Annotated in this window: 26 protein-coding genes and 1 pseudogene; 15 read left to right on the plus strand and 12 right to left on the minus strand. The window is 66.5% G+C overall.

The window, feature by feature from the left end; all coding sequences use genetic code 11:
- The first annotated feature begins 4 nt into the window (after positions 1-4).
- Genes AC4NN3_RS03740 through AC4NN3_RS03750 form a run of 3 tightly spaced genes read left to right on the plus strand, consistent with a single transcriptional unit; the run spans position 5 to position 3,310 of the window.
- Complete coding sequence (locus AC4NN3_RS03740) at positions 5-388, plus strand: response regulator transcription factor (RefSeq protein ID WP_491925766.1); 384 nt, start codon at positions 5-7, stop codon at positions 386-388.
- Positions 372-608, plus strand: a complete 237-nt coding sequence (locus AC4NN3_RS03745) for a hypothetical protein (RefSeq protein ID WP_491925767.1) — start codon at positions 372-374, stop codon at positions 606-608. The genes AC4NN3_RS03740 and AC4NN3_RS03745 overlap by 17 nt, the downstream gene beginning before the upstream one ends.
- The gene (locus tag AC4NN3_RS03750) at positions 608-3,310 is read left to right on the plus strand and encodes an ATP-binding protein (RefSeq protein ID WP_491925768.1); all 2,703 of its coding nucleotides are present in this window, start codon (positions 608-610) and stop codon (positions 3,308-3,310) included. The genes AC4NN3_RS03745 and AC4NN3_RS03750 overlap by 1 nt, the downstream gene beginning before the upstream one ends.
- On the opposite strand, the gene AC4NN3_RS03755 is transcribed toward AC4NN3_RS03750, so the two are convergent.
- Positions 3,307-4,128 carry a potassium channel family protein gene (locus AC4NN3_RS03755; RefSeq protein ID WP_491925769.1) on the minus strand — a complete coding sequence of 274 codons (822 nt, stop codon included), beginning with the start codon at positions 4,126-4,128 and terminating at the stop codon, positions 3,307-3,309. The two genes, AC4NN3_RS03750 and AC4NN3_RS03755, sit on opposite strands and share 4 nt — an antisense overlap.
- A gap of 81 nt (positions 4,129-4,209) precedes the next feature.
- On the opposite strand from AC4NN3_RS03755, the gene AC4NN3_RS03760 reads away from it, so the two are divergent.
- From AC4NN3_RS03760 to AC4NN3_RS03785, 6 genes and pseudogenes are all read left to right on the plus strand, one after another.
- Positions 4,210-4,710 carry a DUF1993 domain-containing protein gene (locus tag AC4NN3_RS03760; protein ID WP_491925770.1) on the plus strand — a complete coding sequence of 167 codons (501 nt, stop codon included), beginning with the start codon at positions 4,210-4,212 and terminating at the stop codon, positions 4,708-4,710.
- A gap of 152 nt (positions 4,711-4,862) precedes the next feature.
- On the plus strand, positions 4,863-5,606 hold the full coding sequence (locus tag AC4NN3_RS03765) for a glycosyltransferase family 2 protein (RefSeq protein ID WP_491925771.1): 744 nt from the start codon (positions 4,863-4,865) through the stop codon (positions 5,604-5,606).
- Between the two features lie 120 nt (positions 5,607-5,726).
- On the plus strand, positions 5,727-7,457 hold the full coding sequence (fliK, locus tag AC4NN3_RS03770; RefSeq protein ID WP_491925772.1) for a flagellar hook-length control protein FliK: 1,731 nt from the start codon (positions 5,727-5,729) through the stop codon (positions 7,455-7,457).
- Positions 7,454-7,726, plus strand: coding sequence for an EscU/YscU/HrcU family type III secretion system export apparatus switch protein (locus tag AC4NN3_RS03775; protein ID WP_193335899.1), 273 nt, complete (start codon positions 7,454-7,456; stop codon positions 7,724-7,726). Before fliK ends, AC4NN3_RS03775 begins: the two co-directional genes overlap by 4 nt.
- A 73-nt stretch (positions 7,727-7,799) precedes the next feature.
- Positions 7,800-7,880: pseudogene (locus AC4NN3_RS03780) on the plus strand (hypothetical protein); the annotation flags it as partial.
- Between the two features lie 74 nt (positions 7,881-7,954).
- Positions 7,955-8,284, plus strand: a complete 330-nt coding sequence (locus tag AC4NN3_RS03785; RefSeq protein WP_491926479.1) for a hypothetical protein — start codon at positions 7,955-7,957, stop codon at positions 8,282-8,284.
- Between the two features lie 16 nt (positions 8,285-8,300).
- On the opposite strand, the gene AC4NN3_RS03790 is transcribed toward AC4NN3_RS03785, so the two are convergent.
- Together AC4NN3_RS03790 and AC4NN3_RS03795 are read right to left on the minus strand one after the other, a co-directional pair.
- Complete coding sequence (locus AC4NN3_RS03790) at positions 8,301-8,762, minus strand: cell wall hydrolase (protein ID WP_491925773.1); 462 nt, start codon at positions 8,760-8,762, stop codon at positions 8,301-8,303.
- A gap of 109 nt (positions 8,763-8,871) precedes the next feature.
- On the minus strand, positions 8,872-9,204 hold the full coding sequence (locus AC4NN3_RS03795) for a hypothetical protein (protein WP_491925774.1): 333 nt from the start codon (positions 9,202-9,204) through the stop codon (positions 8,872-8,874).
- A 166-nt stretch (positions 9,205-9,370) separates the two neighbouring features.
- Between AC4NN3_RS03795 and AC4NN3_RS03800 the strand changes: the two genes are divergently transcribed.
- Entirely contained in the window at positions 9,371-9,691 is a 321-nt protein-coding gene (locus tag AC4NN3_RS03800) for a hypothetical protein (protein WP_491925775.1), read from the plus strand.
- Here AC4NN3_RS03800 and AC4NN3_RS03805 read toward each other — a convergent pair.
- Positions 9,688-10,281, minus strand: a complete 594-nt coding sequence (locus AC4NN3_RS03805) for a 5'-methylthioadenosine/S-adenosylhomocysteine nucleosidase (protein ID WP_491925776.1) — start codon at positions 10,279-10,281, stop codon at positions 9,688-9,690. The two genes, AC4NN3_RS03800 and AC4NN3_RS03805, sit on opposite strands and share 4 nt — an antisense overlap.
- Before the next feature lie 125 nt (positions 10,282-10,406).
- Between AC4NN3_RS03805 and AC4NN3_RS03810 the strand changes: the two genes are divergently transcribed.
- Positions 10,407-10,706: a hypothetical protein gene (locus AC4NN3_RS03810; RefSeq protein ID WP_491925777.1), complete on the plus strand. Its 300-nt coding sequence runs from the start codon at positions 10,407-10,409 to the stop codon at positions 10,704-10,706.
- Positions 10,707-10,730: 24 nt separating this feature from the next.
- Here AC4NN3_RS03810 and AC4NN3_RS03815 read toward each other — a convergent pair whose 3' ends face one another.
- From AC4NN3_RS03815 to AC4NN3_RS03835, 5 genes are all read right to left on the minus strand, one after another.
- Entirely contained in the window at positions 10,731-11,549 is an 819-nt protein-coding gene (locus AC4NN3_RS03815) for a universal stress protein (RefSeq protein ID WP_491925778.1), read from the minus strand.
- 97 nt (positions 11,550-11,646) lie between these two features.
- Complete coding sequence (locus AC4NN3_RS03820) at positions 11,647-11,943, minus strand: PRC-barrel domain containing protein (RefSeq protein WP_491925779.1); 297 nt, start codon at positions 11,941-11,943, stop codon at positions 11,647-11,649.
- A gap of 76 nt (positions 11,944-12,019) precedes the next feature.
- Entirely contained in the window at positions 12,020-12,622 is a 603-nt protein-coding gene (locus tag AC4NN3_RS03825) for a DUF6969 family protein (RefSeq protein ID WP_491926457.1), read from the minus strand.
- A gap of 421 nt (positions 12,623-13,043) precedes the next feature.
- Positions 13,044-14,267, minus strand: coding sequence for a YeeE/YedE family protein (locus AC4NN3_RS03830; RefSeq protein ID WP_491925780.1), 1,224 nt, complete (start codon positions 14,265-14,267; stop codon positions 13,044-13,046).
- 108 nt (positions 14,268-14,375) lie between these two features.
- On the minus strand, positions 14,376-15,299 hold the full coding sequence (locus AC4NN3_RS03835; protein ID WP_491925781.1) for a sulfurtransferase: 924 nt from the start codon (positions 15,297-15,299) through the stop codon (positions 14,376-14,378).
- A 309-nt stretch (positions 15,300-15,608) separates the two neighbouring features.
- On the opposite strand from AC4NN3_RS03835, the gene trxC reads away from it, so the two are divergent.
- The gene (gene trxC, locus AC4NN3_RS03840; protein ID WP_491925782.1) at positions 15,609-16,049 is read left to right on the plus strand and encodes a thioredoxin TrxC; all 441 of its coding nucleotides are present in this window, start codon (positions 15,609-15,611) and stop codon (positions 16,047-16,049) included.
- Positions 16,050-16,168: 119 nt separating this feature from the next.
- On the plus strand, positions 16,169-17,101 hold the full coding sequence (locus AC4NN3_RS03845) for an MYG1 family protein (protein WP_491925783.1): 933 nt from the start codon (positions 16,169-16,171) through the stop codon (positions 17,099-17,101).
- Between the two features lie 6 nt (positions 17,102-17,107).
- Here AC4NN3_RS03845 and AC4NN3_RS03850 read toward each other — a convergent pair whose 3' ends face one another.
- Both AC4NN3_RS03850 and AC4NN3_RS03855 read right to left on the minus strand, forming a co-directional pair.
- A complete protein-coding gene (locus tag AC4NN3_RS03850; protein WP_491925784.1) occupies positions 17,108-20,224 on the minus strand; it encodes an efflux RND transporter permease subunit in 3,117 nt (1,038 codons plus the stop codon).
- Between the two features lie 22 nt (positions 20,225-20,246).
- Entirely contained in the window at positions 20,247-21,416 is a 1,170-nt protein-coding gene (locus AC4NN3_RS03855) for an efflux RND transporter periplasmic adaptor subunit (protein WP_491925785.1), read from the minus strand.
- Between the two features lie 208 nt (positions 21,417-21,624).
- Here AC4NN3_RS03855 and AC4NN3_RS03860 point away from each other — a divergent pair, with 208 nt between their 5' ends.
- Together AC4NN3_RS03860 and AC4NN3_RS03865 are read left to right on the plus strand one after the other, a co-directional pair.
- Positions 21,625-22,122: a hypothetical protein gene (locus AC4NN3_RS03860; protein ID WP_491925786.1), complete on the plus strand. Its 498-nt coding sequence runs from the start codon at positions 21,625-21,627 to the stop codon at positions 22,120-22,122.
- A gap of 382 nt (positions 22,123-22,504) precedes the next feature.
- Entirely contained in the window at positions 22,505-22,879 is a 375-nt protein-coding gene (locus AC4NN3_RS03865) for a GFA family protein (protein WP_491925787.1), read from the plus strand.
- A gap of 179 nt (positions 22,880-23,058) precedes the next feature.
- Here AC4NN3_RS03865 and AC4NN3_RS03870 read toward each other — a convergent pair whose 3' ends face one another.
- Positions 23,059-23,391 (minus strand): HNH endonuclease, encoded by a 333-nt coding sequence (locus AC4NN3_RS03870; protein WP_491925788.1) that lies wholly within the window; start codon positions 23,389-23,391, stop codon positions 23,059-23,061.
- Positions 23,392-23,559 lie beyond the last annotated feature (168 nt).

Raw genomic sequence — 23,559 nt, forward strand, 5'->3', positions numbered from 1 at the left:
AAAGTTGGCAGTCGACATACTCATTGCCGAGGACGAGCCAAGCATTCTGGAATCGCTCGATTTCATTCTGCGGCGCGCCGGCTACAGCATCGGGGCGGTGACCGACGGCGATGCCGTGCTTGATGCCGTTCGCCGCCTCAGCCCGCGCCTGCTGGTGCTCGACGTCATGCTGCCTAAGCGCAGCGGCTTTGACGTGCTCAAGCAGATCCGCGCCAATCTCGAGCTGCGAGACATGCCGGTGCTGATCCTGACCGCCAAGGGTCAGCAGCAGGACCGCCGCACCGCCGAGGAACTGGGTGCGGACGGCTTCGTGACCAAGCCCTATGCCAATGCCGACGTGGTCGGTGCGGTGCGGCAATTGCTGGCTGGACATGGCGGAGCGGCGTAAACTCATTGCCAGCATGCTGGTGCTGACGGTAACCGGCGCGCTGCTGCTGGTGCCGCCGCTGGTCTATGTGTTCAACCAGCCGATCACGCATTTCGGTACGCCGCAGATTGTCATCTACCTGTTCGTGGTCTGGCTGCTGCTGATCATCGGTACAGCCGCGCTGAATCGCCTGCTGCCGCCCGATGGCGCCGAGGCGACCACCGGGGCGGAGGGCGACTGATGCTCTCAGCCGATTTCGTCATCGCCACCGCTGTCGGCTATGTCGGGCTGCTGTTCGTGCTGGCCTTTTTCGGCGACCGAAGGGCGCGCGCCAATACCAAATCGTTCCTGCATTCGCCGGCGGTCTATACGCTGTCAATCTCGGTCTATTGCACCAGCTGGACGTTCTACGGGGCGGTGGGCAATGCCGCTCGCAGCGGGCTGGAATTCCTCACCATTTATCTCGGCCCGACGCTGGTCTTTGTCGGCTGGTGGTTCCTGCTGCGGCGCCTGGTGCGCATCAGCCACAACCAGCGCATCACCTCGTTGGCCGATCTGCTGTCTTCGCGCTTCGGCAAGTCCAACCGGCTGGCCGTGCTGGTCACCTGCATCGCCGTGATCGGCATCGCCCCCTATATCGCGCTGCAGCTCAAGGCCGTGACATCCTCGATCCAGACCGTGGCCGGCGCCTCAGAATTCGGGCAGGGCAGCCTGGCCGGCATTGACGATGTGGGCCTGGCCTTCGGCGTTGCGGCGGCCATGGCGGTCTTCACCATCCTGTTCGGCACCCGGCATGTCGACGCCAAGGAACAGCATCACGGCGTGGTCGCGGCCATTGCCTTTGAGGCCGTAGTCAAGTTGGCCGCATTGCTCGCCGTGGGCATTTTCGTGGTCTATGCCGGAGGTGGGCTGGAGCCGATCTTCACCCGGGCCAGCGAGATGAGCGTAGGGCTGCGGCCCGACAAGGGCTTTGACGACCGCTGGCTGACGACGCTGGCGCTGTCGGTGGCGGCGATCGTCTGCCTGCCGCGGCAGTTCCAGGTGACGGTGGTGGAGAATTCGGACGAAAACCACCTGCGCGTCGCCAGCTGGGCCTTCCCCGCTTATATGCTGCTGATGAGCCTGTTCATCCTGCCCATCGCCATGTTCGGGCTCATCACCTTGCCGGCAGGCTCCAATCCCGACATGTTCGCGCTGACGCTGCCGATGGCTTTCGGGCAGGATGCGCTGGCGCTGTTTGCCTTTATCGGCGGCTTTTCCTCGGCCACCTCGATGATCATCCTGGAATCCATCGCGCTGTCGATCATGGTGTCCAACCATATCGTCATGCCGCTGGTGTTGCGCTTCAGCTCGGGCCAGGGCAGCGGCGACGGGCAGGGGGTCAGCCACCTGCTGCTGGTGGCGCGCCGGTTTTCCATCGTGCTGATTCTGTCGCTAGGGTTTTTCTACTTCTTCTTCACCCGGGATTCGGATGCGCTGGCCCCGATCGGGCTGATCTCCTTTACCGCCATTGCCCAGTTCTTCCCCGCCGTGCTGGCGGCGCTGTTCTGGCGCGATGCCTCGCTCAAGGCCGCGACCGCTGCCATCGCCGTGGGTTTTGTCGTCTGGGTCTGGTGCAGCTTCCTGCCCTCGTTCGAGTCCGTGTCGCCAGCGGTTGCCATGCTGATGCGCGACGGGCCCTGGGGCATTGCCTGGCTGCGGCCGGAAGCGCTGTTCGGGTTCGACGGACTCGATCCGCTGAGCCATGCCGCGTTCTGGAGCCTGTCACTCAATGTGCTGACGCTGACGGTGGTGTCGCTGTTGACCACGCAGTCGAGCCTGGAGCGCATTCAGGCCACCCTGTTCGTCGACGTGTTCAAGCGCGGCCATACGGCCCAGGGCAATTTCGTGCGTGGCTCTGCGACGGCCAATGACCTGTTCTTCGTCGCCGAGCGGGTACTGGGCGAGCGGCGGGCGGCCGCGCTGTTCGAGGCGGCAGCGCGCGACATCGGCGTCGAGCCGGACCAGCTTGAGCCGTCCTCGGAATTCATCGGACAGCTGGAGCGCGAGCTGGCCGGCTCGATCGGGGCGGCTTCGGCCCATGTCATGCTGTCAAAGGTGGTGTCGGGCAGCGATGTGTCGCTCGAGGAAGTCATGCAGATGGCCGACGAGACCCAGCAGGTCATCGAATATTCCCAGCAGCTGGAAAAGACCTCGGCCGAGCTGCGCTCCACGGCGCAAAAGCTCGAGGACGCCAATGTGCAATTGCGCGAGCTGGACAGCCAGAAGGACGAGTTCCTCAGCCAGGTCAGCCACGAGGTGCGCACGCCGATGACCTCGATCCGCTCGTTCTCGGAAATCCTGCTCGAGCCGGAGGGGCTCGACGCGGCGACGCGGCAGCATTTTGTCTCCACCATCCACCAGGAGAGCCTGCGGCTGACCAAGCTGCTCGACGAGATTCTCGACCTGTCGGCGCTTGAGCGTGGCGAACGGGCCTGGGACAATTCGCCCATCGACGCCGAAGCGGCGCTGGACCGGGCGATGCGGGTCTGTGATGCGCTGCTGCGCGAGCGTGGCATGCGGGTGGAAATGGGCGACCGCGCCCGGACCACCATGGTGGAGGGCGATGCCGACCGGCTGTGCCAGGTATTCATCAACCTGGTGTCCAATGCGGTCAAATACAACGATGCTGCCCCCGGCGTGCTGCGGGTCACGTCATCGGTGCGAGCGGGCAGCTATATTGTCGATATCGCCGACAACGGCCCGGGCATTCCCAAGCGCGAGCGCAAGCTGATCTTCGAGAAGTTCTCGCGCGGCGCCCATGGCGCCAGCGACCAGAGCGGGGCTGGGCTGGGACTGGCGATTTCGCGCCAGATCGTGGCGCGCATGAACGGCACGCTCGAGCTGGTGCAGGGGCCGTTGCCAGGCGCCTGCTTCCGGGTCCGGCTACCGGTGATCCGTTAGTACTGGCCGGAATCGGGGATGTTGAGGATATGGCCGCAGGCCTTGCAGTGCACGGCGTCGGGGTCGTGCTTCTGCAGCCCGCATTGCGGGCAGGGGAAGTGCACCTTGGCCGGCCGGAAGATCGACTGCGCCAGTTTGACGAACAGCGAAATGCCCACGATCATGATGACGATGGAGGTGAGCTTGCCGCCCGGACCGGGCAGGGTGATATCGCCGAACCCGGTCGTCGTCACTGTCGCCACGGTGAAATACAGCGCGTCGATATAGCCGGCAATGCTGTCGCCGCCGCGATAGGCAAAGGCGGTGTAGACAAAGCCGGTGACCACGAAGAGGAAAACCAGCAGGTTGATCACCGCCTGGATGGTTTCCCGATACTGCATCAGCCCCCGGCGCCGCAGCGGCCGCCACAGCGTGCTGCTGCGGGTGAGTGTCCAGAGGCGCAGAATCCGCAAGAATCCCAGGTTGAAGAACACGGTGGGGACCAGCAGGGTGGCCAGGATGAAGATATCGAGGATGACCGGCACCTGGCGCAACCAGCGGCCGATATCGGTGGCTGCCAGCGCCCGTGCCGTCAGGTCAGCCGCCAGCAAAAGAGCGATCGAATAGTCGATCCACAGAAAGGACTCGTTGTCGCGCAATAGCGGCGTGGCAATGAAAAAAACGATGATCGCCAGATCCACGATCAGCACGGCTGCCTGGAAGCGCTGCGCCTTGGGCGACTGGCTGTGATAAAGCAGCCGCAGCGTGCTGCGCAGGCGCCTGAAGCCGCTGGTTCGTCCGTCCTCCGGCGTCACCGGCTTGTCAGTCTTACTCCGCATACGCAAACCTACTTGTCAGCCTGCCAGTGCAGGCGCATGTGACTGTTCCCTGTCATGTCGCCACAATCAAGGTATCTCTCGATGACGATCGCCGTTTATGACCTGACCGTGCCGGTTTATACCCGCATGCTCACCAATCTGCTGACCATCATGGACAAGGCCGAGGCCAATGCCGCCGAACGCAAGTTCGACACTGCCGTGCTGGCCGGGGCACGCCTTTCGCCGGATATGATCCCATTCCGCGGCCAGATCATGATCGCCACCGATCACGTCAAGGGCAGCGTGTCCCGGCTGGCCGGGCGCGACGTGCCGTCCTGGCCTGATACCGAACAGACTTTTGACGAGTTGCGCGCGCGCATCCGCAAGGCGCTCGACCTGCTGGCCACGATCACGCCGGCCGATCTCGATGGTAGCGAGACACGTGACGTCACGCTCAAGCTGGGTGGCAGTGACGTGCAGGAAAACGGGCTGGTCTATTTGACCCAGCGCGCCTTGCCGAACTTCTATTTCCACATCACCACGGCCTACGCCATCCTGCGCGCCAATGGCGCGCCGATCGGCAAGCGTGACTATATCGGCTGACGCCACGGACCGACCATGTCCGCACCACCGCCCCGGCGGCGGTGCGGTTCGCGTTGGCCGGTGCTGGAAAAAGCGGCGTGCAGTGTTGCCCATCGCTGGCGCAACCGCTATTTGCACCGACCAAGGTCGTTCCGGCCGAGCATGAGGCAGCAATGAAACTGGCATTCGTCATACCCGCCTATAATGAAGAGGCGCTGATCGGCAAATGCCTGGAATCGGTCGTTGCTGAAATTGCCCGCGCTGGGGCTGACGCCGAGATCATCGTTGTCAACAATGCCTCCACCGACCGGACCGGGGAGATTGCCCGCAGTTTCCCGACGGTGCAGGTGGTCGACGAGCCCAAGAAGGGTCTGGTCAATGCGCGCGATGCCGGCTTTGCCGCCACCGAGGGGTTTGACCTCGTCGCCAATATCGACAGCGACACCATCGTGCCGGCAGGCTGGCTCGACACCGTGTTCGCCGAGTTTGCCCGCGACCCCAAGCTGGTCTGCCTCAGCGGCCCCTATGTCTATTACGACATGAGTGCCTGGAACCGGTTCCTGGTGAACATGTTCTATGGCCTGACCTGGCTGATCTATGTGCTCAACCGCTATATCCTGCGCGTGGGCTCGGTGGTGCAGGGGGGCAATTTCATCTTCAGGCGCGAGGCGTGGCAACGCGTGGGTGGCTATGATCGCTCGATCGAGTTCTTCGGCGAGGATACCGACGTCGCCGTGCGCCTGTCCAGGGTCGGGGCGGTGAAATGGACCTTCGGGCTCAAGATGATGACCTCGGGCCGGCGCCTTGAGAAGGAAGGTGTGTTCCGCACGGCGGGCACCTATACGCTGAACTTCTTCTGGGTCACGTTCCGCGGCAAGCCGGTTACCAAGGCCTATACCGATATCCGCCCTGACTAGGCGCGGCAGGCCGGGGACCTTGGTCACGGCTCGTTAAGTTTCCCAAGCAGGACAGAATCAGCGAATGCTGATGTTGCGCTAGAGTAGCGCTGCCGCACGGTGCGGCGGGGCGGATACACCATGCTTATCCCCGGCCAGCTACCCCAGATCGTCGCGGCCGCGCGCAGCTCGGTGCTGCAGGCGCTTGCGCTCAAGGCGGGCCAGGTCATCAGCGGCACGGTCATCGGGCCGGCGCCCAATGGCGGCACGCAGGTGCAGATTGCCGGCCAGACGCTGAACCTGGCGCTGCCGCAGCTGGCCCTGGCGGGCGAGGCGCTGCGCTTTGAAGTCCAGGGCAGCGGTGCGCAACTGCGGCTGGCGCTGCAAGCGGCGCCCGCGGCAAGCGCGGCAAAGACCGCCACGCCACGGCCGGCGCCTGCCAGTTCGACCGCCTCGGCAGCCATTCCGGCGGCACAGGGGCAAGCCGCGCCCGCCGGCACAGCCAGCAGTCCTGCTACCGTGTCCCAGGCAGTGGCCAGTGCCGCGCCTTCGTCCGCAGCCATTCCCGCCGCGGCGACCGCCCCTGGTGCGGCACGTCCGGCGCCGAGCGGAGTGCCGGTGACAACACCGCCCGCCGCCGCCAACGCACCGCTGGCGAGTGCGGCTTCGACAGTCACGCCCGCCACCATGTTGGCCGCCCAGGCGGCGGCGGGCCCGGCGACGCCCGTCACTTCACAGACGCCTGCCGCCGTCACCGCACAGCCGGACGCCCAAGGGCAGGTGATTGCGCCGTCGACCGCGCGTCCCGCCGTACCCTATGCCCAGGCACCACCTGCCGGCGCCTCGATAACCGGGTCGCCGCCGGCGCTCCCGGGCGCGACGGCAGCGCCCCCAGTAGCCCCCGCGGCCGGGCGGGTGGCCCAGTCTGCAGTGGCGCCGGCGCCAAGCCCGGCCATAGCCAGCACGCCACAGGCAGCGCTGGCGCAGATGGTGCAGTCCGCCTTGCCGCAGCAAAACAGCATTGTCGGGCTGACGGCAGCCCTGACCTCGATTGCCGGCACCGTGGCGCTGCCCGAGCCGGTTGCCCGGGCTGCGCAGCAGGTGCTGGCCAACCAGCTCAATCTGGCCAGTGGCAAGCTGGACGGCGCCAACCTGCAGAAGGCGGTGCTGAACTCAGGCGTGTTTCAGGAAGCCGGGCTGGCCCGCGCCGGCACGCCGCTGCTGGCGCCGCAGGTCGACATGAAGGCTTCGCTGCTGGCGCTGCGCTCGACGCTGACCAGCTGGCTGGGCCAGCAATTGCCGGTAGTTGCCGCCGTTACCCAGGTTGCCCCGCCCCTGCGCGGCAAGTTTCCGCGGGTGACGGGGTCGGATATTCCGCCGATCGATCCGGCGGCGGCGGCCGACGAGGTGGGCAAACACCTGCTGGACCGGACCGAGGCGGCGCTGTCGCGCCTGCGACTGCATCAGCATGCGTCCCTGCCGGACCCCAATGTGAAGGGCGCCGAGTGGAGCATGGACCTGCCGGTGGTGATCGCCGGTCACCAGACGCTGCTGCAACTGCAGATTCATCGCGACGAGCAGAATGCGGGCGAAGTGGCGTCGGACCGGGGCTGGCAGATGCGTTTTGCCATCAATCTGCCGGGGATGGGCGAGGTCGGGGCCCAGGTGTCGCTGCGCGGCCGCGCCACCGGCGTGATGCTATGGGCCAGCGAACCGGCCACGTCGGCGGCGCTCGAGGCCGATATTGACGGGTTGCGCGGCACACTGGCTGGCATGGGCCTGACACCGGGCGCGATCATCGTGCGGCACGGGGCGCCGCCCGCCTCGCCGCAGGCCGCCCATTCGGGCCATCTGGTGGACGCCACGACATGAGCGAAGACCCCAAGGATCGCGCGCTGGCGGTGGCACTGCAATATGAGCGCGGCACCCGCGACGCGCCGCGTGTGGTCGCCAAGGGGCGCGGCCTCGTCGCCGAGCGCATCATCGCGCTGGCACGCGACAATGACGTGATCATCGAGGCCAATCCGGTGCTGGCCCAGGCGCTGAGCGGCATCGAGATCGACGATACCATTCCCATCGAGCTCTATGAGGCCGTCGCCGTGGTCATCGGCTATGTGCTGCGCACCAGCACCAAGCTGTGAATTGCGGCCGCAGCCATTGCACCCTCCGCTGCGCTCCCCATCTCTAGCACTACCGAATAGAGGGAGCGCCGCTATGGCAAGCCAGCAAGACCAGACCGTCATTGATGATTTGTTCGACCGGATCGAGGAGGTAGCGCGCAACAGCGCGCCGCGCGACCGCGATGCCGAGGCCCAAATCCAGCAGCGGCTGCGCGACTTTCCGCCCGCGCCCTATTCCTGGCCCAGACCGTGGTCGCCCAGGAACAGGCGCTGCGCGAGGCCCAGACCCGCATTGCCGAACTGGAGGGCAAGCAGCGGGCGCGCGGTCCCTGGGACAATGTCGGCGAGGACAGGCCCGGCCGCGGCGGGCAGGGTGGGTTTCTGGCCGGCGCGGCGCAGACGGCGCTGGGCGTGGCGGGCGGCATGATGCTGATCAATGCCTTTGGCGGCCTGTTTGGCAGCGCTCACGCGGCAGAACCTGAGGCCACCGCTGAGCAAGACCTGCCAGCCGACGACGGCGATAGCGGCGGCGGCGATGATTTCGGCGATGGCGGCTTCGACATGGGCGGCGACTTCTAGCGTCGCCGCATCACCCCTAGTATTTTTCGTAGAACTCGTTGCCGCCGGCTTCGAGCACGTAATGCATGTTGTTATAGGGAAAACGCAGCCCGGCCGTGTGGAAATGCTGCGCATTGCGCACGCCGGGATGACGCCAGCCAGCCAGTACCTGATCGGCGGTCTGGGAGGCCAGCACGGCGCCGCTGTCGGTCATCTTCTTGGTCAGCACGCCCTGGGCGAACTGGTTCTTCTGCCCGACGACCGCACAGACCGATTTTGGGTAGCGCGGATCGTTGAGGCGGTTCATCACCACGGTGCCGACGGCCAGCATGCCATCGACGCTGGAGCGGTTGGATTCAAAGTACATTGCCCGCATCAGGCATTCCTTGGGACTGAGCTGGGCCGTGCCAAAGCTGATACCGAACAGGCTGCAGCCGCCGAGCACACTGCCGGTGAGGATCACGGCCATCGTGCGCAGCACGGCTTTGGTGATCTTCATGGGGCAGTCTCCGTCGGACGATCAAATGCAGGCTCGTCCGACAATGACCCATTAGGCTTAAGCAAGCCCTGAGCGGGACGGTTAGCGAAGTGCTAACGTGTCGCCCAGATCAGTCGCGGGTAAACAGCAGCGTCGAGAGCAGGGCGATGGTGCCGAGCACGACGAGAACCGGGACCGGGTTTTCCTGCACGGCCTTGCCGGCGATATTGGCCTGGCGGCCGACCTGGCGGGCGACAACGCGGCCCTGTTCGCGGACTTCGTGGGCCAAGGCGACGGCATTGTGCTGCAGGTCATCGATGGAGTGACCGCCATAGGACTGCACGGAACGGGACATTTCGTCGACCTGCTTGCGCAGCACAGCAATCTGCTGGGCCAGATTTTCCGAGATTGCTTCGCCGCTGTGTTCTGCGCGACGGAGTGCGCGCTGAGTTGCCGTAGCCATGGGGACGCTCCTTGAGGGTTATCCTCATTCAACTCTGGTGCGGGGTAGAAGTTCCATTTTTGGGGGCTGCCTGGGCTTTGCACGTCGCTGCCACACAATGACCCTTGGCGGGCGCGCCGGGGCGCACTACATCAGAGGCATTGCGACTGCCACCAAAGGGATCTTTATGGCCAAGAGCCGCGCCCGACTTGATCGACAGTTCGACCGCATCGCGCGCAAGGTGCCGCAGGCGGCCGGCCTGCTGGCCCATTTGCGGCGTCCGGGTGCGCGCTGGCTGCGCATACCGCTGGCGATCCTGTTGATCCTGGGGGGCATTTTCAGCTTCCTGCCGGTGCTCGGCATCTGGATGCTGCCGCTCGGCCTGCTGCTGCTGGCGCTCGACCTGGCCTTCCTGCAGGGCCCGGTGAACATGGCCATTGTGCGCGGCATGCGCAAATGGAGCACCTGGCGGCGCCAGCGGCGCGACAAGAAGGCTGCGGGCCGCTAGATTCGTCCGGTCGCCACCGCCACTTCGACCAGTTCCACCGCTGCCGCCAGCTTTTCGTCGATGACGTGCAGATATTGCGTCCAGTCATCCACATGGCCGAGCTCGGCCGCGCCATCGGAAATGCCGCGCAGCGCTACCAGCGGAACGCCGAAGGTCTGGCAGGCCCGCAGGACGGCAAAGGTTTCCATATCCACCATGTCGGCATCGATGCCGTCATAGGCTGCGCCGGAGACGACATTGGCGCCGGTCGACAGCCGCGCCGTTTCAAGCCCCGGGATAAGCGGGGTAAGCATCTGGACCGGGGCCTGATCCAGAAACGGCGTCTGCCCCCTGGCAAAGCCCAGGGCCGAGGCATCCATGTCGCGATAGCTCACCGACATGGCCTGGTAGATGCCGCACTGCGCCAGCACGCGCGAGCCGGCCGAGCCCAGCGACACAACGAGGCGCGGCAGTGGCCGGGCCTCGGCCAAAGCCCGGGAGACGGCAATGGCGGCCTCGACCGGACCGACGCCGGTGATCAGCGGATTTATCCTGGCCTGCAGTTGGGGGCCGTATTCGGCCTGCGCAGCCATGACGTAAAGGATGGTCATGCCTGCAAGGCTAACACGGCCCGGCCCTTGCCAAAACCCCGCGTTACCGTTTCGGTAAGGGGTCGGTGACATGCTGATGACAGAGGCGGCGCCGAGGGGCAGGCGGCCAGAGAGCAGAGGACCAAGTGCGTTTCGCAGAGATCGAGGGAAGCAGGGAGTGGACGGAGCCGAACTGGCAGCGCTCACAGGCTGCGCCGGTGGCCGTGCTGGTCGAGGATGTCGAGGCAGAAGCCCGGCGTCGGCTACGGGCGATCAAGCTGCATGAATGGCGCACGCGGGAATTCATTACCGGCCAGCCCATGCCCGACGATGTCCGCCACTATGCCTTGCAGGTCGAGTTTGCCGCCACGGCGATCTCGCGCCTCTCGCCCATCCCGCAGGATTTCGACAGCGACGTGTACTGGCCGAAGCTGTGGACCCGCTGACCAGCGGGTCCCGTACGTTTCGTTCTAGTTCGATAGGAAGCGGTGAATGCCCGGCGCGGCCAGCAGGTCTCGGGTCATGCCGCCGACCAGCCATTCACGCAAGCGGCTGTGGCCATAGGCGCCGCTGACGATCAGATCGGCGCTGGCGGACTTGGCGGCGTCGAGGATTGACTGACCCGCACCGCCACGATTGGGCAACACATCGCCACGCGCCTTGACAGCGTGGCTCTGCAGCCAGGCCACGGCGTCCAGCATGCTGTCGCGCTCGATGCCCAGATCGCCTTCGCTGATCACCACCACCTGCACATCAATGGCAGCCTGCAGCAGCGGCAGCGCGTCGACGATGGCGCGCCGCGCCTCCTTGGTATCCTTCCAGGCGACGATGACCGTACTGGCCTTGAGCTTGGGGGCCCCGGCGGCGGCGATCAGCACGGGCCGGCCAGCCGAGAGCAGCAGGGTGCCCAGGTCAATGGTGCGATAGCCTTCATCGCGCAGTTCACCGGGGGAGCCGATCACGATCAGATCGGCCTTGCGCGCCGCCTGGATCAGGCCGAGGGCCGGCTGCTGGATGCCGGCAATCCAGCCATGCTTGAGGTCGGCCGGCACCAGCTCGGCGAATTTATCGCGTGCCATGGCAATGGAAGTCTCGATCTCGCCGAGCTGCTCGGTATAGAGCGCGCCAGCGACATCACCGGCGCCCATGCTGGCAATCACCGGCGGCTCGGCGGCGACAAAGCCGGTCAGGCTGGCCTTGTGCTGCTTTGCCAGATCGGCAGCAAAGGCAATGAGGGCCGGGTCGACACCGTCAATGGTCAGGCCGACGACGATATTGCGAATTTCCATCTCAGATCTCCCGTGACTGCCAAAGCCATCCTAGCGATGTGTCGGGACGGTATCTTGATCCCGATCAATTGCGCCGCCGTTGCCGGGCGGCGCCGGTTCATTCTGCATAGGCCGGCATGGAGAGCAGCTGCTGCTGGGTCCAGCCGGTTGCGGCATGCACCGTGCCCTTGGCGTCGCGCATGAAGGAGAGCTGACCGAGGCCGACCGCGACCGGCTTGGCCCCCAAGCCGAGGAAGCCTCCGACATCGACGATGACCTGGCAGGCGGCGCCGCTGCCGAGGAGATGGGAGACGTGGCCGACCTCGGCATTGTCGGCACCGTAGATGATGGCGCCCTTGAGGGCCTCGGAATTCAGTTCGTCACTGCCCAGCGGCGTATGCTCAGAATGGTCCATGGCGCAACTCCTTGCTTTGCATAGATAAAGGGACAACACGCCCGGACCGGCAAGCGTTCCGCTGGCCGTGGCGCGGCTAGAGGCCGAGCGCGGCGGCGCGGGCGGCCAGGTCGACGGCGCACTGGGAAACTACTTCGAGGTCGCGGTCCTGCCGGGCAGGGATGCCGGCAGGCGGCATATGGGCGGCGAGTGTCGCGTCGCGTGCGAGGATAAGCGCGGCGACCTCGTCGCGATAGAGGCCCAGCATGGCGGTGAGCCAGCGATTGACCAGATAGGAGGGGCGGGCCATGTGCACGTCAAAGCCGTCGAGCAGGGCGATGGTGGCGGCGGCATCGGCCCAGGTGTCGTCGACGACCCACTGGTTGACGGTGAACAGGCGAATGGCCCGGCCATAGGCATCGACGCCGATAGCGACGAGGTGGTGGATGGGGCCATCTTTGCCCTGCGGCCGCATGAAGCAGTGGAAATGGCCGTGTTCGGCCGCGCCGGGCGGGCCAGCATGGCTGTGGTAATACCACTGCGCGCCGGAATCGCGGTCGAAGACATCGCCGGGCGGGTAATGTTCCCAGGTCACCGGACTGGCGCCGCGCAGGGTTTCGAGGAGGATATTGTCGCCCGACTTGGCGAGCACTCTCTCGCAGAACAGGGCCTCCTGGGCGGCCTGGCGCAGGGCGTCCATACCGGCCTCCCGCCCGTCTATTGGCCCGCCGCCGCACAGGGGGCGGCAGCGGCGCAAGGCGATGCAGCGGCGCATGGCGCGGCCGCTGCGCAGGGAGCAGCGGCAGCGCAGGGAGCAGCGACGGGTGCGGGTGCTGCAGAGCAGGGTGCAACCGCGGCACAGGGGCTGGCGGCCGAGCAGGGCGCGGCAGCAGGAGCGGCGGCGCAGGGTGCAGCCGCAGGGGCGGCCGAGCACGGTGCGGCCGAGCAAGGCGCTGCTGAACAGGGTGAGGCCGAACATGGCGCTGCGGCGCAGGGGGCGGCGCTGGCCATGGGCGCAGCAACGGCAGCGGGTGCTGCCACGCGATGGGCAAGGTGATCGGCGGCAATGGCGCCGGTGGCGGCGACCAAGGCGGCGCCGAACAGCATGGTATTGCGCGTGCTCATGAGCGTTTGAATCCATCAAGACCGAAGAGGGGGCGGGCCAGGATGCCGCCCAGGCTGCCGACAAAGGCGGCGGCAAACCAGAGCCAGCCATGCAGGCTGCCCGAGGCGATGCCGGAGAACAGCGCGCCGATATTGCAGCCGAAGGACAGGCGGGCGCCATAGCCCATCAGCACGCCGCCAATGGCCGCAGCCAGCAGCGACAGGAAAGGCAGCTTGGCCTTTGGCGCAAACTTGCCGGCCAGGCCCGCCGCGAGGGCAGCGCCCAGCACGATGCCAAAATCCATCACCGAGGTCGTGTCGGCCAGCACGCTGCTGTTGAGCGCCTGGGCCTGGGCCGGCCAGGTCCAGAACTCCCAGCTGGCGACGGGAATGCCGACGGCCTGAGCGATCTTGGCGCCCCAGAGGCCGAAGCCATAGGTGATCGACCAGGGGTGGCCGGCGACCAGCAGGGTTGCGACGTTGAGCCCGGCCAATGCCAATCCGGCGCCGACCAAGGGCCAGGGACCGTGCAGCAGGCGTTCCAGGCCCCTGCGCTCCGGGCGGGGCTGGGTTTCGAGCGTGCCATGGCGGGCGCGTTCGATCAGCACGGTAATGCCGGCCACTGCGGCCAGGCCGGCCAGCGTCACGGCCAGACCGGCCGGCACGCCCAGCACAGCGCCCAGGCTGGTGGGCGGCATGGCGGGCAAGGTCAGCCAAAAAGGGAGGTGAGCGGTGCCGAGCACGGCGCCGATGATGAAGAAGACCAGGGTGACCAGCATGCGGGCACTGCCGCCGCCGACGGTGAACAGCGTGCCCGAGCCGCAGCCGCCGCCCAATTGCATGCCGAGGCCGAACAGCGCCGCGCCAATCAGGACCGAAACGCCGACCGGCGCCGTGGCGCCCACCAGCGACTGGCCCAGCACATTGCCGCTGGCCAGCAGCGGCAGGAAGGCGATGGCGGTGACGCCGATCATCAGCATCTGGGCGCGCATGGCGTGGCCGCGCCCCTCGACCACCATGCGGCGCCAGCCGCCGGTAAAGCCGAACGAGGCGTGATAGAGGGTAGCACCGAGCAGGCCGCCGATCAGAAACAGCAGCGACTGGCGCGGCGAAATCAGCTGGCCGATAATCTGCGCGCCGAGCACGATGCAGAGGCTGACGGCGAGCACCACGCCCTTGTCGACGCTGAGCCCGCCGTTGGCGGGGGCGGGCCGGGTTGCGGTGGCGGAAATATCAGTCATGGCGCTGGCGCCCCTTCAGGAATGAACTGCACTTCTGGACGGCCAAAAGGACAATGTCCAGAACCGTGGTCCTGGACATTGCCGGTCATCGGGCCGCGTCGTCGGCGGTTAGATGCCGTTGGCGACGGGGCGGCTCTCATCGGCGGCCCATTCGGCCATCGAGCCGTCATACATGCGGGTATTCTTGTTGCCCTGCACTTCGGAGAGGGCGAACCAGGCGATCGAGGCCCAGTGGCCGGTATTGCAGAAGGCGATATTGGCTTCAGTTGCCTCAAGGCCAACGCCGGAGGCCAGCTGGGCAACGGTATCGGCGCTGACGAAGGATGCGCTTTCGGCATTGTAGAGCTTGCCGTTGTCGATATTGACCGCACCGGGAATGGTGCCGGCAATGCGCACGACCGGGCTCTTGCCCTCGCCGCGATACTGGGCGACGGGACGGCCATCCACCAGGGTGGTGCCATCAGCCAGGGCGGCCTCGACATCGGCGGTCGTGGCCAGCAGATGCTGCTGGAAATCGGCGGTGAAGGTGGTTGGCTCGAGCACGGCGGCCTCGGCGGTCACTTCGCCGCCAGCGGCTTCCCAGGCGCGCGCGCCACCATCAAGGATGGATACGGCATCATGGCCGAGCACCTTGAAGGTCCAGTAGACGCGGGTAGCCGCGCCAAATTCGGAGGCATCGGTGCCCTGCGAGACGATCACCACGTGGTCGTCATTGCTGATGCCCAGCTTGCCGATCAGCGCCGAAGTGGCCTCGACACCGGGAAACTGGCCGGGTACGCCCTCGATTTCCATGCGCCAGCCGGCGCCGGCATAGGGGGCCTTGATGGCGCCGGGGATGTGGGCGGCATCATAGGCGGCGACGTTTTCGACCGGATCGCGCACGTCGACAACCACCAGGCTCTCATTGCCGAGATATTGTTCGAGCCAGGCGGCGTCCACCAGCGGGGCATCGGTCAGCCGCTCGGCCTGTGCGGCCGTCGACAGCATGGCGACGGTGGTCAGGGCAGCGGCGGCGAACAAAGCAATGCGCATTATCAAAACTCCAATTCCAGACTTGGGTCCAATCTAGGTGAAGAGGTCGTTCCTGTCCGGTCACAGCGTGTCAAAGATGACCGATGCGGAGAATTTTCATGCCATGATCGGCGTGCAAGGCAGCATCGCTTTCCGAGAGGGCCCTTCGGCCCCTACAGGTCGGGCATAGCCTCATCTGCCGACAGGCGCAGCCTTGCATTTGCGCGCATGAAACATTAGATATTGCTAATATAGATAGATCGGGCCGAGGCGGTCTTCAGCGCGGCCGTGCTGCGCCCGAGATGGTCAAGTCGGCCAGGAGTGTAAGGTATGAACCAAGCCAGCCACGTCGTCTGCACCGCCTGCGGTGCCATCAACCGGGTGTCGACCAGCCAGGACGCTGCCGCCGGCAAATGCGGCAAGTGCGCCGCGCCGCTCTTCACCGGCGAGCCGGCCGAGCTGTCGGCCAGCGCGCTGGAGCGGCAGATCGCCAAGACCGACATTCCTGTGTTGGTCGATGTCTGGGCGCCGTGGTGCGGTCCGTGCCGCATGATGAGCCCTCAATTTGCCGCCGCCGCCGCCCGGGCCGAGCCGGCCATGCGCTTTGTCAAACTCAATTCCGACGAGGCGCCGGAGTTGTCTACGCGCCTGGCTATCCGCAGCATTCCCACCATGCTGCTGTTCGAGGGCGGCAAGGAAGTGGCCCGAGTCTCGGGGGCCATGTCCTCCAGCGACATCATCAAATGGGCCGAAGGGGCACGGCGCGGTTAGTCGTTTCTGCATCTCTGCATCTGTATCGCCGCACCGAGACGGGTTGAGCCGGCTGGCGACAACGTCTATCTGGAACCATCTCCAGGCGGCGCTGCCGCATAGCAAGGGCGCGTTGCGGCATGACTCCAGACTTCCTCGTCACCCATTCGGGTGGCTTTCACGCCGATGAACTGCTGTCCAGCGTCATCCTGACCCGGCTGTTCCCGCAGGCGCAGATCGTGCGCAGCCGGGCGCCGGAATGGATCACGCCGGGAACCGATCGCATCATCTATGATGTCGGCGGCGCCTATGACGCCGCCGCGGCCATCTTCGATCACCATCAGCGCGGCGCGCCGCTGCGCGAAGATGGCCAGCCCTATAGCTCGTTTGGCCTGGTGTGGAAGCATTTCGGCCGCGACTATCTGGTGGCATCCGGCCTGCCTCCGGCCCGTATCGAGACCGTCCATACCAGTTTCGACACCGGCTTCGTGCTGCCCATCGACCTGATGGACAATGGCGCGCTCAGCCCCTCGGTTGCCGGGCCACTGGCCGGCCTGACATTGCCGGTGCTGCTCGAAACCCTCAAGCCGGTCTTCGACGAGACCGATCCCGCAGCCGAAGACCGCGGCTTCCACGCCGCGCTGGCCATTGCCCGGGCCTTTGTCGAGGCGCGCATTGCCCGCAGCGATGCCAAGTTGCGCGCCGAGGGCCTGGTGGCGGGTGCCATTGCCGCGGCCGGGAACGGCCGGGTGCTGGAATTGCCCATGGGCATGCCGTTCCGGCCTGCCGTGGTCAAGGCGGGGGCCGATCACCTGCTGTTCGTCGTGCATCCACGGGGCAGTGACTGGTCCCTCACCACCATTCGTCGCGATGACGACGGCTTTGCCGTGCGGGCCGATCTGCCGGCGGCGTGGGCCGGTCTGACCGATGCGGCGCTGGAAGCCGCCAGCGGTGTGCCTGGCGCCAGCTTCTGCCATAATGGCCGCTTTATTGCCGCGGCCAAGACACGGGCAGCGGCGCTGGCCATGGCCGAGCTGGCCGTGACCGAGGCGCTGGCCAACCCGCCGGCATAGACCGACCTATTCGGCCGGTTCGGGCGCCGCGTTGGCGGCGTCCAGCTCGCGCTCGAGCCGCGCCTCTTCCTCGGCCTTGGGCCTGGAGAAGCGGGCCAGCAGCAGATAGGCTGCCGGGGTCAGGTAGAGCGTCGAGATCGCGGCAAAGCTCAGGCCGCCGACCATGACCCAACCCAAGGCGGACCGGGCTTCGGCGCCGGCGCCGGAGGCCAGCACCAGCGGCAGGCCGCCCAGAATGGTGGCGATCATGGTCATTATCACTGGCCGCAGCCGGATATTGGAGGCCTCCTCGATGGCCTCATGTACCGACATTCCCTTGTCGCGCAGCTGGTTGGCGAACTCGACGATCAGGATACCGTTCTTGGCCATGATGCCGACGACCAGCACCAGCCCGATCTGGCTGAAGATGTTCAGACTCCCCCCGGTGACCAGGAGGGCATAAAGGCCCGCGGCGACCCCGAAGGGCACTGTGGTCATGACGATGACGGCGCTCCACAGGCTTTCGAACTGCGCCGCCAGCACGAGCAGGATGATGACGAGGGCAAAGCCGAAGGTGATGAAGAGGCCGTTATTGGCCTCGCCGATGGTGCGGGCCTCGGCCAGCGGAATGATCGAGACGCCTTCAGGCAGCAAGTCTCGCGCCATGTCGAGGGTCTGGTAATAGGCGTCGCCCAGGGCAATGCCGCCGCCGTCAAGGCTGGCGGTCACCGGCACGGCGCGGCGCTGCTGCTCGCGGCGCAGCGACGGCGGTACGGCCGATTCCTCGATACTGGCTATGGTGGACATGGGTACGTAACGGCCGTCACCGGTCTTGATGAAGAGGCTTTCCAGATCGCGTGGATCGTTGATCGGGGTGCTGGTGGAGACCATGCGCACGGTGTAGCTGGTGTCGTTGATGAAGACATTACCGATATCGCTACCATCGATCATCGCCTGCAGAGTGGCGCCGAGCCCGTTGATGTCGACGCCCAGGGCATCGGCCTTGGCGCGGTCGACCGTCAGGGTGAGCTGGGGCTGGGTGGTATCGAAATTGACGCTGACGCGGCCGAAGCGTCCGTCCTCGTCGAGCCGGTCGGCAATGGCCTGGGCGGTATTGGCCAGCACGGCATAGTCCGAGCCCACGACGGCAAATTGCAGGCCCGAGCCGCCGCCGCGGATCCCCAGGCTATTGCCCTGGCGGATCGAGGCACTGACGCCGGGTACCTGGGTCATCAGGGCATTGATCTCGGTGGCGATTTCAGCCTGACTGCGCTCGCGCTCGCCCCAGGGGGCCAGGGTCATTGTCATGAAGCCGCCGGTGCCGAAACCGGACAGCACGAAGAGGCTGCGGACCTCGCCGCTGTTGACATAGGGCTGCAGCAGCGCTTCGACCGTGGTCATCTGGGTGCGGACGTAATCGAGGCTGACCGTATTGGGCGCCGAGATGCGCAGCGAGAGCTGCGAACGATCCTCGGGCGGGGTGATTTCCTGGCGCAGATTGCCATAGACGAACCAGGACGAACCGGCAAAGAGCAGGGCGATCAGCACCACGACGAAGGGGTTGGCCAGGGCGATCTTGAGGGTGACCCGGTAGAACCGCGCCAGGGCCCGGCCGACGGCGCCGATGACACCGCCATGCTGGTGGGCCGTGTTGGCCTTGAGGAAGCGCGAGGCGATCATCGGTCCCATGGACAGCGCCACTACCGAGGACAGCAGCACGGCGATGGCCAGGGTGAAGCCAAATTCGCGGAATAGTCGGCCGGTCTGGCCTGCAAGGAAAGACAGCGGGATGAAGACGGCGGCCAGGGTCAGCGTGGTGGCGATGACGGCAAAAAACACTTCCTGGGTGCCGAGCACGGCGGCGGCGCGCGGCCCGGCGCCCATGGCTTTGCGGCGGACGATGTTCTCCAGCACGACAATGGCATCGTCGACGACGAGGCCGGTGGCCAGCACCAGCGCCAGCAGAGTGATGATGTTGAGCGAGAAGCCGGCCAAGTAGATGCCGGCAACCGCGCCGAGCAGGGCAATGGGCATGGAGATGGCCGGCACGATGGTGGCGCGCCAGTCGAGCAGGAAGAGGAAGATGATTGCCACCACGACGACCAGCGAGACGACCAGGGCGATCTGCACCTCATGCAGCGCGCCATCGATGAAGATGGCGTCGTCGCTGGACACCCTGATGTCGACGCCGGCGGGCAGGGTGTCGTTGAGCACGTCGACGGCGGCGTGCACGCCCTCGGAAATTGCGATCGTATTGGACTGCGCCTGGCGGACAATGCCCAGGCCGATGCCGGGCTTGCCGTCCGAGCGCAGAGCCGAGGTGCTGGCGGCGGCGTCGAAGACCACGCTCGCGACGTCACCCAGCCTTGTGCGGCCATTGATGATGATGTCCTCGAAATCGGCGGCCGTGGTGACCTCTGAAATGGCGCGCACGGTGATGTTCTGGTTGGGGCCGTTGATCGAGCCGGCCGGGGTGTCAAGCGCAATGGTCGCCAGGCCGTTACGGATATCGGCGACGGTCAGGCCACGGCTGGCCAGCTTGAGCGGGTCGACATCGACCTCGAAGGCGGTGCTGCGCGTGCCATAGACCTGGACCTCGGCGACGCCGGGCACGGCGCCGAGGCGCTCGGCAATCAGGTTTTCGACCAGCTCGCTCATATCGGCGATCGACAGCGTATCGGAGGTCACCGCCAGCTGCAGTACGGCCTGGGCGTCGTTGTCGGCCTTGAAAATGGTGGGGTCATCGACCCCCTCGGGCAGGTTGCGGGTGCTGCGGCTGAGGGCATCGCGAACGTCGGAGGTGGCGACGTCGAGATTGGTGCCGTCGGAAAATTCCAGCGTCACGCGGCTATTGCCGGTGGAGGAGCTCGAGGAAATCGAGGTGACGCCCTGGACGCGGGCCACGGCGCCCTCGATGACGGCGGTGACTTCGCGGTCCACGGTCTCGGCCGCGGCGCCGCTGAAACTGGTGGAGATCGACAGCACGGGCTGCTCGACGCTGGGCAGTTCGCGCACTTCGGCGCCCAGGAGGGCGGCCAGGCCGGCCACGACGATCAGGGCATTGACGACCACGGCCAGGACGGGCCGGCGCACGAAGAGGGCCGCCAGGGTGCCGCCACGCTCGTTCTTCTGTTCGATCGACATATGGCGGGCTCCTTGCCGGGGCTCAGTTGGGCGGGGCGGCGGCGGTGTCGGCACCGCTCGTGCCGTCGGGGCCGCTCAGCAGGGTGACGGCCGCGCCGTCGCTCAGCTGCAATATGCCCTCGGTGATGATGGCGTCGCCCGGCGCCAGATCGGCCCGCACCAGCACGCCGTCGCTGTTGCGCTGGACGATTTCGGCCGGCACGCGCACGGCTTTGCCGTCGACATATTGCCAGACATAGGAGCCTTCGGCCGACCAGAGGATGGCGAGCGGGTTGACCGTGGGGTAGTCCTCGCCGGCAAAGCTCAGCGCCACCGAGAGCGAGAGACCGGCGCGCAGGGCGCCGTCGGCGTTGGGGATTTCCGCCTGCACCTGCAGCGTGCGGCTGGCCGGGTCGATGCGGCTGTCGACGGCGCGCACCGTGCCGGCAAAGCTCTGGCCGGGCAGGGCAATGGCGGCGACGCTGACCGGCATGTCCAGCGCAATGGCGCCGGCATAGCGCTCGGGCACCCAGAAATCGACGCGGATGGCCGAATTGTCGTCAATGGTGGTGACCGGGGTCTGGGCGGCGACGTAATTGCCCGGGGTCACCTGGATGAGGCCGATGGTGCCGGCGATGGGGCTGGTCATGGTGCGGCGCGACAGCGCCACTTCGGCATTGCGCAGTTCGAGATCGGCATTGTCGGCGGCCAATTGTGCGGCGGTCAGCGCCGTGGTGGCGACGAGGCTGGAGCTGGCGAGGCCCTGGGTGCGGGCCAGGGTGGCATTGGCGTCGTCGGCGGCCAGCCTGGCGCGGTCATAGTCGATCTGCTCGTCGGCCGATTCGAGGCGGGCCAGCACCTCGCCCTGGGCGACGACCTGGCCGGGGCGCACGAGGACTTCGGCCAGGGTGCCGCCGGCCGGGGCGGTGACGGTGACCGAGCGGGCAGCGCTGCCTTCGCCGATGGCGGTGAGGCCGGCATTGATGGTGGCCAGGGTGACCGGGGTGGTCACCACATTGGTCTGGCGCCCGCCGCCGGGCCTGCCGCCGGGGCCGCGGGTGCGGGGTGCGGCCGTGGCGACGGCGTCGGCCGTGGCAAAGGGCAGGACGATGCCGTAGCTGGCCAAAGTCGGGCCGGCGCTGGGCACGAAGAGGAGCCAGGCCAGGGCGGCTGCAGCCAGAATGACGAGGGACGCCAGAATTTGCCGTATCAAAGCAGAACCTCGGATGTGCCAGGGAAGACCGGCATGCCGGCGAACTGGCCCAAGTCTAGCAGCCGTCACCGCCCGGGAACATTACAATGTTGTAAGGTGCGATCACGCAAAGATTATCCGGCCCCGCCGATCACCATTGGCGGCGCGCAAGACAATGTTAGCGATTGCCGGTGCAGTGCAGGCGGCACTGTCCGATCCGGAGCCAATGATGCGCAAAGCCGTTTTCGCCCTCGCCCTGAGCCTGCTGCTGGCCGCGCCCGCTCTGGCCGAGACCTGGCATTATGAGGGCGGCGGCACGCCGATCGCCTATATCGACAATGGCCCGGCCCAGTTCCAGTTCGCCTGCCGCGGCGGCCAGCTGGCCATGGGTTTTTGGGTGCGCGCGCCCGAGGCCAGCGTGGCCGGCGCCAGTGCGCTGAGTCTGGCCATCACGCCCGATGCGCCAGCCAGCAGCACGGTGTCGGCCAGCAGCGGCGGGACGCTGTTTGCCCAGGACATGCCGCTGATCCACCTCGAGGGCAGCTCGGCGATCATCCGCGGCCCGGTGGCCCGGCAATGGGCGCGGCTGGCGCAGGGCGCGCGCGAGAGCATAAGCGTCGCCTTCGTGCGCCAGACCGGCAGCGGCATCACGGCGCTGGACAGCCAGGTCTTTGGCGCAAGGGGGTCGAAATCCATGATCGCCCAGGTGCTGGCCAAGTGCGGCTAGTTTCGTCGGCGTGACGGCCGGGCTGCCCGAGTTGCGGGCAGGCGGAGGCGCCGCCTGGATGCGGTTGTCAAAGGATAGGCGGGCCCCGAGGCGGGTTTCGCCCCTGGTAAATTTAAAAAATGAGACGAAAACCGCCTCGGAGCGCCGGTTTTTGGAGCTGTCCGGTCCTAGGGGTCGCTCGCCCTGTCGCAACGCAGACTTCGAACCTGTGGAAGAGGCGTCCTCCACCCGGCTCACCCCACCACTGTTCGCCTGCAGGCCGCCGTATGGAGTGATGGGGGAAGTATGGCACGGGGCCCGGGGGCGGGGACAAGTTTGCCTGGCCCCTGCTTCAGCCCCGTGCCAGGCTGGCGGGAATGCCGGCGACAGGGGAGGAGAGGCCATGGATCAGGTGAGCGGCGGCTGCCGCTGCGGCGCGGTGCAGCTCGTGGCGCGGGGCGAGCCCCTTCGGGTCGGCATCTGCCATTGCCTGGATTGCCGCAAGCAGCACGGCGCGCTGTTCTTTGCCGCCGCCATTTTCCCGCAGAACGCGGTGACCATTACCGGGGAAACGCGGGACTATCTTGGCCGCCACTTCTGCCCGGTCTGCGGCTGCCCGGTCTTTGCCCGCTGGGAAGATGAGATTGAAGTCCATCTCGGCACGCTGGACGCGCCGGACCAGTTCACCCCGACCTATGAATGCTGGACGGCGCGGCGGGAAAAATGGCTGCCGGTGTTCGAGGGGATGACGGGGTTTGTGGGGGATCGGGAGGGGTAGGGCTGGGCCTGCTGGCCGCCGTATCTTGGTAGCAGCATAGCCCACCGGCCGTCACCCTCGGGCTTGACCCGAGGGCGTTGTACTTGCCGGACGCCCCGCCAGTACAGAGCCCTCGGGTCAAGCCCGAGGGAGACGCGCGGTGGGGGTGGAGGCGTCACCGGGTTTCCCCAGCCATCAGGTCACCCCGGCCGTCGCGTCGCGTCACGCCCGCCGGCAACGCCACCCTTGGGATTGAACCAGTTCCCCTTGGCGAGCCGGTGCCGCACGTAATCCTGGTAGGCTTGGGGGGACAGCGGGGTCTTTGACCTGTGCCGCTGCACGTTGCAGAACCAGCAGGCTGCGACGATGTTTTCCGCCACATCCTGGCCGCCGTCACATTGCGCCAGCAGGTGCTCGGCGGTGCGCCTGTTTGGCCGCTTGTCCGTCGCGGCGGTCATGCGGCGGCCACAATACCAGCACAGCCCGCTTTGGCGGTCAAAAGCCTCGTCACGGAGTTTGTTGAGTTTCGACATGGGTAACCTTCAAGATCAAGGATGATGATCCAGAAAGTTGCCGCACCCTTAGGGGCGCTCCTGCACTCGGCCGCTATGTGAGCGGGCAACGGACGGGGTGTAAGCCGACCCTGGTGTGCACGACCAGATTAGGGCAGCAGGTGCTGGTTCGCAATGCCCTGTGGCGGG

Source organism: Devosia sp. MDV22-iso42, from assembly GCF_058629155.1.